Annotated in this window: 12 protein-coding genes; 5 read left to right on the top strand and 7 right to left on the bottom strand. The window is 44.2% G+C overall.

Translation table 11 applies throughout. The annotated features are described in order from the left end of the window. Window positions 1-317: LysR family transcriptional regulator (locus PSI17_RS14415; RefSeq protein ID WP_273552636.1), on the bottom strand; the 317-nt coding region annotated here is incomplete at its 3' end. A gap of 951 nt (window positions 318-1,268) precedes the next feature. Here PSI17_RS14415 and leuA point away from each other — a divergent pair. The 3 genes from leuA to mutH all read left to right on the top strand — a co-directional run bounded on the left by leuA (window position 1,269) and on the right by mutH (window position 5,460). Next, on the top strand, window positions 1,269-2,858 hold the full coding sequence (gene leuA / locus PSI17_RS14410; RefSeq protein WP_273552635.1) for a 2-isopropylmalate synthase: 1,590 nt from the start codon (window positions 1,269-1,271) through the stop codon (window positions 2,856-2,858). A gap of 2 nt (window positions 2,859-2,860) precedes the next feature. Continuing rightward, on the top strand, window positions 2,861-4,000 hold the full coding sequence (gene leuB, locus PSI17_RS14405) for a 3-isopropylmalate dehydrogenase (RefSeq protein ID WP_273552634.1): 1,140 nt from the start codon (window positions 2,861-2,863) through the stop codon (window positions 3,998-4,000). A gap of 779 nt (window positions 4,001-4,779) precedes the next feature. Further along, on the top strand, window positions 4,780-5,460 hold the full coding sequence (gene mutH, locus PSI17_RS14400; RefSeq protein WP_273552633.1) for a DNA mismatch repair endonuclease MutH: 681 nt from the start codon (window positions 4,780-4,782) through the stop codon (window positions 5,458-5,460). A gap of 30 nt (window positions 5,461-5,490) precedes the next feature. On the opposite strand, the gene PSI17_RS14395 is transcribed toward mutH, so the two are convergent. From PSI17_RS14395 to PSI17_RS14380, 4 genes are all read right to left on the bottom strand, one after another. After that, entirely contained in the window at window positions 5,491-5,892 is a 402-nt protein-coding gene (locus PSI17_RS14395) for a hypothetical protein (RefSeq protein ID WP_273552632.1), read from the bottom strand. Between the two features lie 260 nt (window positions 5,893-6,152). Then, window positions 6,153-6,659 (bottom strand): peptide deformylase, encoded by a 507-nt coding sequence (gene def, locus PSI17_RS14390; protein ID WP_273552631.1) that lies wholly within the window; start codon window positions 6,657-6,659, stop codon window positions 6,153-6,155. A 275-nt stretch (window positions 6,660-6,934) separates the two neighbouring features. Further along, a complete protein-coding gene (locus tag PSI17_RS14385) occupies window positions 6,935-8,101 on the bottom strand; it encodes a trans-sulfuration enzyme family protein (RefSeq protein ID WP_273552630.1) in 1,167 nt (388 codons plus the stop codon). 20 nt (window positions 8,102-8,121) lie between these two features. Next, window positions 8,122-9,492, bottom strand: a complete 1,371-nt coding sequence (locus PSI17_RS14380) for a cystathionine beta-synthase (protein WP_273552629.1) — start codon at window positions 9,490-9,492, stop codon at window positions 8,122-8,124. 225 nt (window positions 9,493-9,717) lie between these two features. Here PSI17_RS14380 and PSI17_RS14375 point away from each other — a divergent pair, with 225 nt between their 5' ends. Both PSI17_RS14375 and PSI17_RS14370 read left to right on the top strand, forming a co-directional pair. Next, a complete protein-coding gene (locus PSI17_RS14375; RefSeq protein WP_273552628.1) occupies window positions 9,718-10,593 on the top strand; it encodes a lipase family protein in 876 nt (291 codons plus the stop codon). 114 nt (window positions 10,594-10,707) lie between these two features. Then, entirely contained in the window at window positions 10,708-11,157 is a 450-nt protein-coding gene (locus tag PSI17_RS14370) for a membrane-associated Zn-dependent protease 1 (protein ID WP_273552627.1), read from the top strand. Window positions 11,158-11,216: 59 nt separating this feature from the next. On the opposite strand, the gene PSI17_RS14365 is transcribed toward PSI17_RS14370, so the two are convergent. Together PSI17_RS14365 and galK are read right to left on the bottom strand one after the other, a co-directional pair. Next, window positions 11,217-11,450 (bottom strand): hypothetical protein, encoded by a 234-nt coding sequence (locus tag PSI17_RS14365; RefSeq protein WP_273552626.1) that lies wholly within the window; start codon window positions 11,448-11,450, stop codon window positions 11,217-11,219. 70 nt (window positions 11,451-11,520) lie between these two features. Then, the gene (gene galK, locus PSI17_RS14360) at window positions 11,521-12,669 is read right to left on the bottom strand and encodes a galactokinase (RefSeq protein WP_273552625.1); all 1,149 of its coding nucleotides are present in this window, start codon (window positions 12,667-12,669) and stop codon (window positions 11,521-11,523) included. Window positions 12,670-12,794 lie beyond the last annotated feature (125 nt).

Raw genomic sequence — 12,794 nt, 5'->3', positions numbered from 1 at the left:
TCAAACCCCACTCCGGGCAACTCATTATGAACAATTTGCAGTGCCTGCCTGAGTGGCCCGAAAAGCTGTTTGGCTCTCGTCGTTGGCTGAATACCGTGGCCATAACGAACAAATAACTCATCATCGAACATGGTCTTCAAACGCGCGACGGCATTACTGACAGCCGGTTGTGACATTCCCAATGCCTTAGCCGCGCGTGTAATATTCTGCATTTGCATTACCGCATCAAAAACAGTAAGCAAATTGAGATCGACACTACGCAATTGAACATCGCATGGCTCTTTTTTTTCTGTCATTGCTGAGTTGTATTCAGTCATTGTTTCACTCCACTAAACTTATAGCAGTGATCTCATTAAATAATGGCTATTGGCCGTTCCTAAATGTTATAAATACCACATTTTAATATCGCAAACAGCCTTATCCATTAATAAGATCAATTACCCCAACTTGTCATAAAATAAATTGAGATTCGTCCTTGTACAAAAATTAAATATGCATAACCAATGTATCTTATTTACGTAACCGTAATATTTTTATAGGCAAAATATTAATGTGTTATATATGAATAGCAATAGCTCATAATAAAACGAGTATATTCCAACTCATTATCAGAACGCTCTATTAATATTCTCTATCAAGAAAATGATCGGATATATTAAATAACACTCAATTCTCTCAAGATATTGAAACACGATTTATTGATATTCTGTATGGTTATGATTTCTTAACCTAAAAACACTGTGATTAACATCCATCTACCCTTGCTCCTTAAAAATATAATGACTGTATAAAATAACAGGCATCACATTTACCCTCCATCAGAGCCGGATTTTACTCCATATATAGCGACGAAAAATAGATAAAAACATCGCTAAAAATGTAAAAAATAGTCACCAAACCTAACAATCGCTCAACAAACAACCACTGATGAGCATGATTCACTCTGTATTTAGACTCATAGCGCTTGACATTATTTTTTAGATAAAGTATCTATATTGACTAACAGTTAAAATTCATTTAACAAATTTATCAAGGTTAGCTTACATGATTCATCCTATTTTCCTACTAAGCCTACTACTTATCGCCTTTCGTGTGCGCGGTATGCTGGTGGGTGGGGAACAGGGCTAAGTTAACCTCCATCAGAAACAGAAAACCCGCGCACGGCGCGGGTTTTTTTTACCTGCTCGGCGCTCAAAAACAACACACAATCACTGAACTAAGTTACCTAACCAAATCAAATGGTTATTTTATATTAACAGGAGCACAACATGAGCCAGCAAGTTATTATCTTTGATACAACATTACGTGACGGAGAACAGGCATTACAAGCCAGCCTGAGTGTAAAAGAGAAACTGCAAATAGCTTATGCACTGGAAAGGCTGGGGGTTGATATTATTGAAGCCGGCTTCCCCGTTTCTTCTCCGGGAGATTTTGAATCCGTTCAAACCATCGCCCGTGAAATTAAGAATAGCCGTATCTGTGCCTTATCCCGCTGCGTTGACAATGATATCGATGTCGCCGCAGAAGCCCTGAGAGTAGCTGAAGCCTTCCGCTTGCATATGGTACTGGCTACCTCAAATCTGCACGTCGAACATAAATTAAAAAGAACCTTTGATGATGTTGTGGAAATGGCCGTTCGTTCCATCAAACGGGCACGCAACTACACCGATGACGTCGAGTTTTCCTGTGAAGATGCCGGTCGTACCGATATCGATAATTTGTGTAAAATCGTCGAGCAAGCCATCAAAGCGGGTGCCACCACCGTCAACATTCCCGACACCGTTGGCTATACCACTCCTTACCAATTTGGCGGTATTATCCGCACCTTATTTGATCGCGTACCCAATATTGATAAAGCAATTATTTCCGTCCATTGCCACGACGATTTAGGCATGTCCGCCGCTAACTCCATTACGGCAGTTCAGGCCGGTGCCCGTCAGATAGAGGGCACAATCAATGGATTAGGGGAGCGGGCGGGTAACTGCTCACTGGAAGAAGTGATCATGACGATCAAAACACGCCAACAAATGTTGGGTGTGCATACCAATATCAACCATAAAGAAATTTACCGTACCAGCCAGTTAGTCAGCCAAATTTGCCATACGCCGATCCCGGCCCATAAAGCCATTGTTGGCAGTAACGCATTTTCCCACTCATCCGGCATTCATCAAGATGGCGTCCTGAAAAATCGTGAAACTTACGAGATCATGACGCCAGAATCCATCGGTCTGAAAGATACCCAATTAAACCTGACCTCGCGTTCCGGGCGTGCCGCGGTGAAACATCGCATGACAGAAATGGGCTATCAAGAGAGTGACTACGATCTGGACGCGCTGTATCAGGCATTCTTGAAATTGGCAGACAAAAAAGGGCAGGTGTTTGATTACGATCTGGAAGCCTTGGTGTTCATCAATCAACAACAGCAAGAGAATGAACATTACCGTCTGGACTATTTCAGTATCCAGTCAGGCACCCATGTCGTACCGACTGCCACCGTTCGCCTGACCTGCGGGGATACGCTCAAATCTGAGGCCTCGACCGGCAATGGGGCGGTTGACGCTATCTATCAAGCCATTAACCGCATTACGGGTTATCCACTGGAATTAATTTCTTATCAATTATCCGGTAAAGGGCACGGTAAAGATGCGCTCGGTCAGGTGGATATTATCGTGGAATGTTTTGGCCGCCGTTTTCATGGAATGGGTTTGGACACCGACATCATTAAATCCTCGGCCAAGGCCATGATCCACGTCCTGAATAACATCTGGCAGGCTGAACAAGTCGTAAAAGAGAAGCAACGCCTCTCCCAAGGCAATATCCCAAACGATAACCGGAACAACACAAAGGAAACTGCATAATCATGTCTTCCAGCCAATCTATTTCAAATTACGCAACGTCAGGTAAGCAAGAAACTCATCGCTGTCATATTGCTGTTTTGCCTGGTGATGGCATTGGCCCTGAAGTGATGAAGCAAGCCTATAAGGTATTGGATGCCATCCGCCATCGTTTCAATCTCCGCATCACCACCAGCGAATATGATGTGGGTGGGATCGCCATTGATCGTCATGGCACACCGTTGCCTCAAGAAACAATTATCGGCTGCGAAAAGGCTGATGCGATCCTATTTGGCTCTGTGGGAGGGCCGAAATGGCAACATCTCCCGCCGACAGAACAGCCTGAACGGGGGGCATTATTGCCACTGCGTAAGCTCTTCAAACTGTTCAGTAATTTACGTCCGGCACGCTTATATGCAGGATTAGAATCTTTTTGTCCCCTTCGCCATGATATTGCCGCCAAAGGCTTTGATATTTTATGTGTCCGTGAACTGACCGGTGGCATTTATTTTGGCCAACCCAAGGGGCGTGATGGTGAAGGGAAATATGAGCGTGCTTTCGATACTGAAATTTATCATCGTTTCGAGATAGAACGGATCGCACGCATTGCATTTGAGTCTGCACGCACGCGCCGCCATAAAGTCACTTCGGTTGATAAAGCGAATGTTTTGCAAAGTTCCGTGCTGTGGCGTGAAGTCGTTAGCGAAATTGCCAAAGATTATCCTGATGTTGCCATCGAACATATGTATATCGATAACGCCACCATGCAACTGATCAAAGATCCGGCGCAATTTGACGTGCTATTATGTTCCAATATTTTCGGCGATATCTTGTCCGATGAGTGCGCCATGATCACAGGCTCAATGGGCATGTTGCCTTCTGCCAGCCTGAATGAAAAAGGGTTTGGCTTATATGAACCTGCGGGTGGTTCAGCCCCTGATATCGCGGGCAAAAACATCGCCAACCCGATAGCCCAAATATTATCCGCCGCCCTGTTGTTGCGTCATAGCCTTGGGCACCTTGATGCCGCAGGTGCCATTGAACGGGCGATCAACCGCGCTTTGGAACAAGGTTATCGTACCGCCGATCTTGCGGGTAATGACAAAGCAGTCAGCACCGATGAGGTGGGTGATATCATTGCACGTTATATCACCGAAGAGGTTTAGGGAAAATATAACCAAGCAAGCAGATAACGAAGGCCAAGCCATCGAAAAAGGCCAGTGAGCTAACTTACTGGCTGCCCCCTATTTCATCCTTGGCCCGGATTACAGGGTAAACGCAGCATGGAGGCGTGAAAATGAACACCTTCGGCAGGTTTGATTTTAAATCTGCGTGGATTACGCCACTAAAAGGATAATTCACAGGAAAAGCTAAAGTTATAAACATTTATTGTCTAACCAGAACCATTTTATTCACTTTTTCTGTGGATATGTATGTGAAAAAGAGCGGGGTAAAGCGGGTATACTTTTATTACATATTTTTACACTCCTTATGGGTGTAAATTAACAATCTTTATTTTTCATATTGTTAAGTCATTTTATGCCTCTTTTAATAAGGTATCTTACTCATAAAAGCTTTCGCATTTTCTCGATCTGAACAAATATCAACCAGTGGTGATTTTATCCACAGGATATGCCTTTTAGTTAAACAAAAATAGCCTGTTTTTGTAGAAAAGATCACTCATTAGGGCTGTAAATCAAACCAGTGATCTCACTTTTTACCACTTATCCCATAAATCTGTGGATAACATAGTGTAAGATCCTGTTTATTATCACTGGGAATAGGTGAACAATCATAACAAGTCTATTTTTAATGCAGAAAACACCCATGAAAAAATCTTTTATATCATGCTATTATCAAAACAATCACACCAATGATAAATTAATAATGATTTCCCAAAAATCATGCGGCCATTTTTTAACCAGTAAAAAATAGACTCTATCACATGCACTTCACACCGCCGGCACCACCTGAAAACGAACAACAACTATTCAATCGCGCCCAATCTCTGGCAGGCTTATCTATGGGTGAATTGGCTGCACTCGCCAGACTCCCCATTCCTCCCAATTTAAAACGTGATAAAGGTTGGGTCGGTATGTTGCTTGAATATTATTTAGGTGCAAATGCCGGCAGCAAACCCGAACAGGATTTTGAACATATCGGCATCGAGCTGAAAACCATCCCTGTGGATAGCAAAGGTTACCCATTAGAAACCACCTTTGTCTGCGTTGCGCCTTTAACAGGTAACAGCGGCATTCGATGGGAAAACTGTCACGTCCGGCGTAAGTTATCCCGTGTCCTGTGGATACCCGTTGAAGGCGAAAGGAGCATTCCACTTTCCGAGCGCCGCGTTGGCTCGCCGTTGCTTTGGAGTCCAAATATCCTTGAAGACGAGTTGCTGCGACGCGATTGGGAAGAACTCATGGATCTTATTGTGTTAGGGAAAGTCGAGAGCATCACGGCCCGTCATGGTGAAGTGTTACAACTACGTCCTAAAGCCGCCAATAGCCGGGCATTGACAGACGCGATAGGCGAATACGGTCAGCCAATCATGACGTTGCCCAGGGGGTTCTATTTGAAGAAAAATTTTACAGCACCGTTATTGGCTCGCCACTTCGTTTTGTAACTTTGGTTGTTGTCACCCAAGTTGACTAAATTAGCATTTCGCTTTCAGTTTAAAATCAAACTTTGTGTCGCCCACCCTAGCGACAGCGAGATCTAATTGAGAGTAAGGAGATAATTTCATCGCAGAAATATCCACAAAACCGGTTGACGGATCATAGTCAAGATAAAAAGTACCAATCAGCGGGTAACTGCGATTGATCCTGTTTCTGATATAAATGGCGCATGTCAGCTCGTTGCTGCTGGCAATAGAAGGAATATTAACATATTCCATGCTACTCCCCACTTTCACGGCGGGAACCTGAATATCCCTGATCCCCTCCGCATCCAATATCAGCAAATAGGTACCGACCTTGGCATCTGTTGTATCTATTAGGTTCAGATCAATGGAAAAATTCGGTTGTTGATAATACGCAATATCACTTATTCCAATCACAATCATTCCTCTGCTTATAGGATTACCATCAGATCATGCAAATTCCATCAAATAGACGCTGATTTAACCTTAACATTCTGAAAATAAAATATATATTTAAAAAATTATGCCAATTATCGTATGACGCTGCATAATTTTAAGCCTTTTCATGTCTGCTTATCATTAATAAATTAAATAACAACAAAATATAAAACCACAATATTGCAAGTGACATAATATTATTAATAAATAATTAACATGATTTTTATTATCTCCGGCCATTAATTTTGGCTATTACTGAGCGACTTTTTTACTTTTTTCAATGCCATTTGCCTTTTTAGCGGGGAGAGATAATCGATAAAAATAATGCCCTGTAAATGATCAATTTCATGCTGCATCACGATAGACAGAAAATCTTCACGTTCCATTGTTATCGGCTGACCAAACCGATCACATGCCTCTACCTTCACTTTTTCAAACCGTTCAACCTCGGCATAATATCCGGGTATCGACAGGCAGCCCTCCTGATTCACGACCCGGCGCTCTTTTTCGACAATCTTTGGGTTAACCAAAACCATCGGTTGATCACGAGTTGGAGAAAGATCAATGACCAAAACGGCTTCTTTCCGACCAACCTGTGGCGCTGCCAGACCAATGCCATTGTCAGTGTTGTACATTGTCTCCAGCATGTCATCAATCAACGTTTGAACTTTATCAAAATCAGTCACATCAACACATTTTTGTCTTAATCTTTCATCTGGAATGGTGAGAATATCTAAAATTGCCATAACGTATCATCCTTTGTTAGTGACACCGACGTTTGAAATTTTTTGAACATACCGATTATTGCTGAAATATGTCTTATTCTCAATGCGAGATCAGCCATGATTAAAATGAGTTGACTTAAAAATAGAGTCCTACTGCTGAGTGGTAAAATTAACTCAATATAAATTAATGAAATAATAAAAAATGCCAATCGAAAAATATCGCTTGGCATCGTTTGATGAAAATTCCTTCCTCCTTACATTGTAGGAGGAAGGTAATAACCGACAATTTTTAATTACTATTTGGCATTTCCAAATGCCTGAGACAAATCCGCTATCAGATCATCCACATTTTCAATACCAACAGAAATACGGATCAGTTGTGGCGTAATGCCGGCAGCCAGACGCTTTTCCAGCGGAATGGAAGCATGGGTCATGGTAAACGGTTGACCAATCAAACTTTCCACCCCGCCTAAACTTTCCGCCAGCGTAAACAATTGCAGTTCTTTAATCACTCGCCGCACATAATCTTCATCGCCTTTCAGTACGATGGAAACCATGCCACCAAAACCTCGCATCTGACGCTTGGCCAATTCATGCTGAGGATGAGAAGCCAGCCCCGGATAATACACTTTATCAACTTGTGGCTGCTGTTCGAGCCAATGCGCAATCTTCCCTGCACTGTCAATATGACGCTCCATACGCAGTGCCAATGTCCGAATGCCGCGCAGGACAAGGAAACTACTGAATGGGTCAAGAATGCCACCAATGGAATTTTGCAGGAACGCAACTTGCTCCGCCAATTCAGCGTTATTTCCTACCACCGCAAGACCTGCGATAACGTCAGAATGTCCATTCAGATACTTGGTTGCAGAGTGCACCACAATATCAAAACCCAAATCAAGTGGGCGCTGAATATAAGGAGAAGCAAACGTGTTATCTGCAACACTGATGATATTATGATGTCTGGCAAGCTGTGCAATCGCCGCTAAATCAGCCAATTTCAGTAATGGGTTCGTGGGCGTTTCCACCCAAATCATTTTTGTGTCAGGCTGGATTGCCGCTTCCAATGCCGCAGTATCCCCCGTCTCAACATAGGTGACTTTCAGCCCCGTCGTCCGGCGACGCACTTTCTCCAGCAACCGGTAAGTCCCACCATAGAGATCATCTACTGCAATAATATGACTGTCTTTATCAAGCAATTCCAAAATGGTCGAACTGGCAGCCAGACCAGAACCAAAAGCATAACCCCGTGTGCCATTCTCCAATTCAGCAATCGCACGCTCTAAGGCATCACGTGTCGGGTTTCCACTACGGGAATATTCATATCCCGTATGTTGACCCGGTGCCGGTTGAGCATAAGTCGATGTCGCATAAATAGCAGGCATGACTGCCCCCGTGTGATCAGGGACATAACCTGCATGAACGCTTTGTGTATCAAATTTAATCTTATTAAACTCGGCCATTAATTTATTCCTAAAAAAGATCAATTGAGTTGTTGACGCCATGCGTTCAGCACATCAGTACGAGTCACCAGCCCCAAAAAATGATGATTATCATCAACAATCAGCGCCACATGCCCCGCATCAAAAGTGGCCGTTAACTGCCCCAATGGCGCTTTTTTATTGAGTGTATGAACCTGACGGGTCATCGCTTCAGTCACAGGGAAGGAGAAATTGTGTGAATTGGCCTGAATAGTGTGCATGAGATCCCACTCATCAATGATACCAACGACTTGCCCGTCTTCGATCACAGGTAATTGTGAAATGTCATACAGCCGCATGCGGCCATAGGCGATCTGCAAGGTATCTTGCGGGGAAACTGAAACCGTCGCACCATCCTGATAACGATAGGTAATATAATCGCTCAAATCATTTTCTTTGGGTTGTGAACGCAGTCCTTGTTCCAATAACCAATAATCATTAAACATCTTCGACAAATATTTGTTGCCGCTGTCACAAGCTAACGTCACCACCCGTTTCGGCGTGGTCTGGGTACGGCAATAACGCAGCGCCGCGGCCAGCAATGTGCCTGAAGAAGAGCCTGCCAGGATGCCTTCTTTCAACAGCAAATCCCTGGCGCAGGTAAACGCGTCAGCATCAGTAATGCGATAAGCCTGATGAACCTGAGAAAAATCACCCAGCGGCGGGATAAAATCTTCGCCAATACCTTCGACAAACCAACTACCGGCTTCGTCATAGTGACCATGCTCAACATAATCGGCAAGAATGGAACCTTTGGGATCGGCGAGGACAAATTCCGTATCAGGGGAAACCTGCTTAAAATACTGGCTTAACCCCCCAAGTGTCCCACCAGAGCCGACCCCCACCACCACAGCATCGACATGCTGTTCCATCTGCTGCCAAATCTCTGGCCCCGTGGCCGCAAAATGGGCGGCTGAATTCGCAGGATTATTGAATTGATCAATATAATAAGCGCCGCTGATTTCCTTCGACAGACGCAGGGCATAGTCCTGATAATATTCTGGATGCCCTTTTCCTACATCAGAGCGTGTCAGGCGTACATCGGTTCCCAGCGCCCGCAGGTGATAAATTTTTTCCCGGCTCATCTTGTCAGGCACAACTAAAATCAGTTTATAGCCCTTCATGGCGGCAACCAACGCCAGCCCTATCCCCGTATTACCTGCCGTGGCTTCAATAATAGTGCCACCCGGCTGTAACACCCCCTGTTTTTCTGCCTGCTCAATCATTGAAAGTGCAACACGATCTTTAATCGATCCCCCCGGATTTTGATTCTCTAATTTAATAAATAGCCGGCATGGGCCTGTATCCAGATGAGTCAGTTCCAATAGTGGTGTATTCCCTATAAGTTCAAGAACTGAGCGTGGTGCTGCCATATTTGCCTCTTGATAATCGGTAAAATTTGCAAATAAAACTTTCAGAAAATAAAACCTTCAGACCGGAAGAGAATAACGCCGCACAGCAATCAATTTGAAAGAATAAATAAAAACTACTTATAACAAAAGGGAATTAATTATATGGTAAAGTGACATACAATTAAATGACACAAGGTGATTGCATTAACCATACGCCAATAACAAACAACAAACAAAAGGGGCTTTATGTATACCTACAAACAAGCCGCCAATTTTGCGGCATTCGTGTTATATGCCATGGAAATGAACACCCAGTATTACAATCATCCAACGCCGCCGGCCGATCCCCGGATTAACGAGGATGGATGGAGAGTGATAGCGTATCTCTCAGCAGATGATCTGTCTTTCTCAGTCACGCCACGAAAAGGCGAATGGCCTGATCATGTCTGTTATGGCTATGTGGCTGAAAAAAATGTGGCCGAAAAACGCCCCGCATCAGGGGAATATATTGTTGCTATACGCGGAACCGATCCCACTATTTTGCTGGAGGATATCCACGATGGACTGATGGATTTCTCCTCACCGTGGACCCGTTTCCCCAAGATAGCCGTCAGCCAAGGTTTTTTTAGTCTCTATGATTCAATGAAGCTGATTGCCATTGAACCTGAATCTCACTGTGATTACAGCAAGCTCAAATTGGCGGAAGCGATTACCCAACTTATCGGAAAAGATAGCCGGTTCACTATTGTCGGCCACAGCCTTGGCGCCGCAATTGCATCCTACCTTATGTATGAAATCGGTCCTCTCGCCCCCAATCACTCAGCCTGTTTATTTGCCTGCCCACGACCAGGAAACAAGGCATTCTCCAAACGCGTTAGCCAAAACTTTAGCCATTTTGCGGTGTTCAATTATATCGATGATGTTGTCCCTCATTTGCCGCCTGAATTCTTGGCATATGCTTCATTGGACCCGATTAACGAGTTTAAATCTCAAACCCCGCTGGATATTTCAGATGGGCCGTTATGTAACCACTATTTAATCAATTACATTGCCAGATTAGATTTGGATGTGTTTAACCGCGTGACAAAATACGGTGATATTGATTCTTGTATCAATCGATAGCCCCTGTTCAATCGATAGCCATGACTCAAGTTAAGTAAGATCACTTGATTTTTGTGCCAACCCCTGTAATACCTATTTTGTGTTGGAAAGGCATAGATAAACAGGAGCATCACGATGAAATGGCGTGGTTATACATTCGGTGCAATATTCAGTGCAATAATGTTAATGGCTGGCAGCCTGTTTTCCCCTGCATTATGGGCAAAAGGGGAAGCATATTTGTTATTCCACATGGGGCTGGGAGCCGGTGGTCAATTCTTTGTCGGCGGTACATTGCAAAATAAAGGCGACCAGCCTGTGGCGGGAGGTTATCTGGCTATTTTACCCCTTAACGCCAAATGTGAGCCGGGGACACTGACAGTGCACGCATTTGAGCCATTGGCGTCAGGGGCAAAGCAAGAGTTTCGCATCCCCATCGATACCCCGTTAAGCAGCTATCGTTTAATGGGTTTTGCTGCCTATGACGATATGGGCTTTCCTCTTCCTGCCATCGATGAAACAGCAAAAATCATTCAAGAACGTGAACCCAGTGAGCGCAAAGCCTGTCAATTAGCCCGAAAGCCGTAAAAAATAATAAATTCTATGATGATAAAATCCCGCAAGCTAATACGGGATTTTTTTTGATGTCAGTAATGGGATGGGATGAAAAATTGCCCCGGAGATTGTCCGTTCCCGCCTTTGCCCCCATCTTTGCAATTGCTATCAGGTATTCCATCCTTACCATTTTGTCCGGGTTTTCCATTTAATGTATTGCAGTCAATATGTTTTGCATCATTAACTTTATTTTCAGTTTCTGCATGTAATGATAAAAAAGGAAAACTTAATATAGCAGCAAATACAATGAGTTTTGTGAGTTTCATTTTTATTTCTCCATATAAATACAATATTTTTATCAACGTTAACGTCCCGTTTTTCATTTGGTTACAAAATTTAATATTCCATCTGACCGGCGCCTTTTGTCGCCTGACAAAGGTAGATATCCGCCCTCAAACCGGTTTTCGCTGCGTATTGTTGCTCAATCACCTTTTCCACTCTTTTCACCCGATCAGGAGGAACCAGTGCCACCACACAACCGCCCCCTGTCATGCGAACGCCCCCGCGATCACCTATCACATTTTTGACCATCGCCACCAACACATCAATTTCACTGACCGTAATTTCAAAATCATCACGCATGGAAAGATGAGATTCGGCCATAAGCTGGCCAAGGCGAAATACATCCCCCGCCTTCAACGCCTCAGCCGCCCATTGAGTACGCACATTTTCACTGACCACATGCCTGGCCCGTTTGACGAGCAATGTATCGAGCAACGCTTGTTTGGCACTGAACTGTTCAAGCGTGATATCACACAATGCCTTTACACCCAATAAACGGGCGGCTTCTTCACATTGCTGCCTGCGCGTATTGTATTCGCTGTCCACCAAGCCACGCTGTTTATTGGAATTGATGATCATCACGACCACCTCATCAGGCATAGGGACAGGTTGCATTTCCAACGTCCGGCAATCAATCAGCAAAGCATGATTCTCCTCGCCGCAAGCAGAGATTAACTGATCCATGATGCCGGAATGGCAACCGACAAATTGGTTTTCGGCCTGCTGCCCATTCAGGGCAATGATTTTGCGGCTGATATCGAGCCGGTAAAGCGAGTTAATCGCCTGCCCAATCACAACTTCCAACGATGCCGATGAACTCAAACCCGCACCTTGGGGAATATTGCCACTCATGGCGATATCCATGCCACCAAACGAATAACCCCGCTCTGCCAGACACTTCACCACACCACGGACGTAATTCGCCCACATTTTTCCTTGCTGAAAAACAATGGGCTGGCGGAGATCAAACTCATCCACCTGATGATGATAATCAACCGCAATGACCCTGACACACGTATCTTCACGTTTAGCCGCAGCAAGTACAGTCTGGAAATTAATGGCGCAAGGCAAGACAACACCCTGATTATAATCCGTATGCTCACCGATCAGATTCACGCGTCCCGGTGCCTGAAAAAAGTGCGTTGGAGAAGCGTTAAAACACGCACGAAAAGCGTCTGTTACGTTTTGGATTAAGGTTTGCATCTCTATTTTCCTCCACAACCATTTTTTAGCAGAAGTGAGCGGATTTAAAATGGATGTCGCTGACATCCCGTAACCGCTGGGCTGCCTGCTCCGGTGTTAAATCACGCTGGGATCCCGCCAGCATT

This window comes from Xenorhabdus sp. IM139775, from assembly GCF_028598745.1.
Lineage (GTDB): Bacteria > Pseudomonadota > Gammaproteobacteria > Enterobacterales > Enterobacteriaceae > Xenorhabdus.
This window is presented reverse-complemented; position numbering and strand designations above follow the sequence as displayed.

Coding starts and splice junctions, on each gene's coding strand:
- leuA (WP_273552635.1), top strand. CDS start 1,269: ATGAGCCAGCAAGTTATTATCTTTGATACAACATTACGTGACGGAGAA.
- leuB (WP_273552634.1), top strand. CDS start 2,861: ATGTCTTCCAGCCAATCTATTTCAAATTACGCAACGTCAGGTAAGCAA.
- mutH (WP_273552633.1), top strand. CDS start 4,780: ATGCACTTCACACCGCCGGCACCACCTGAAAACGAACAACAACTATTC.
- def (WP_273552631.1), bottom strand. CDS start 6,659: ATGGCAATTTTAGATATTCTCACCATTCCAGATGAAAGATTAAGACAA.
- PSI17_RS14385 (WP_273552630.1), bottom strand. CDS start 8,101: ATGGCCGAGTTTAATAAGATTAAATTTGATACACAAAGCGTTCATGCA.
- PSI17_RS14380 (WP_273552629.1), bottom strand. CDS start 9,492: ATGGCAGCACCACGCTCAGTTCTTGAACTTATAGGGAATACACCACTA.
- PSI17_RS14375 (WP_273552628.1), top strand. CDS start 9,718: ATGTATACCTACAAACAAGCCGCCAATTTTGCGGCATTCGTGTTATAT.
- PSI17_RS14370 (WP_273552627.1), top strand. CDS start 10,708: ATGAAATGGCGTGGTTATACATTCGGTGCAATATTCAGTGCAATAATG.
- PSI17_RS14365 (WP_273552626.1), bottom strand. CDS start 11,450: ATGAAACTCACAAAACTCATTGTATTTGCTGCTATATTAAGTTTTCCT.
- galK (WP_273552625.1), bottom strand. CDS start 12,669: ATGCAAACCTTAATCCAAAACGTAACAGACGCTTTTCGTGCGTGTTTT.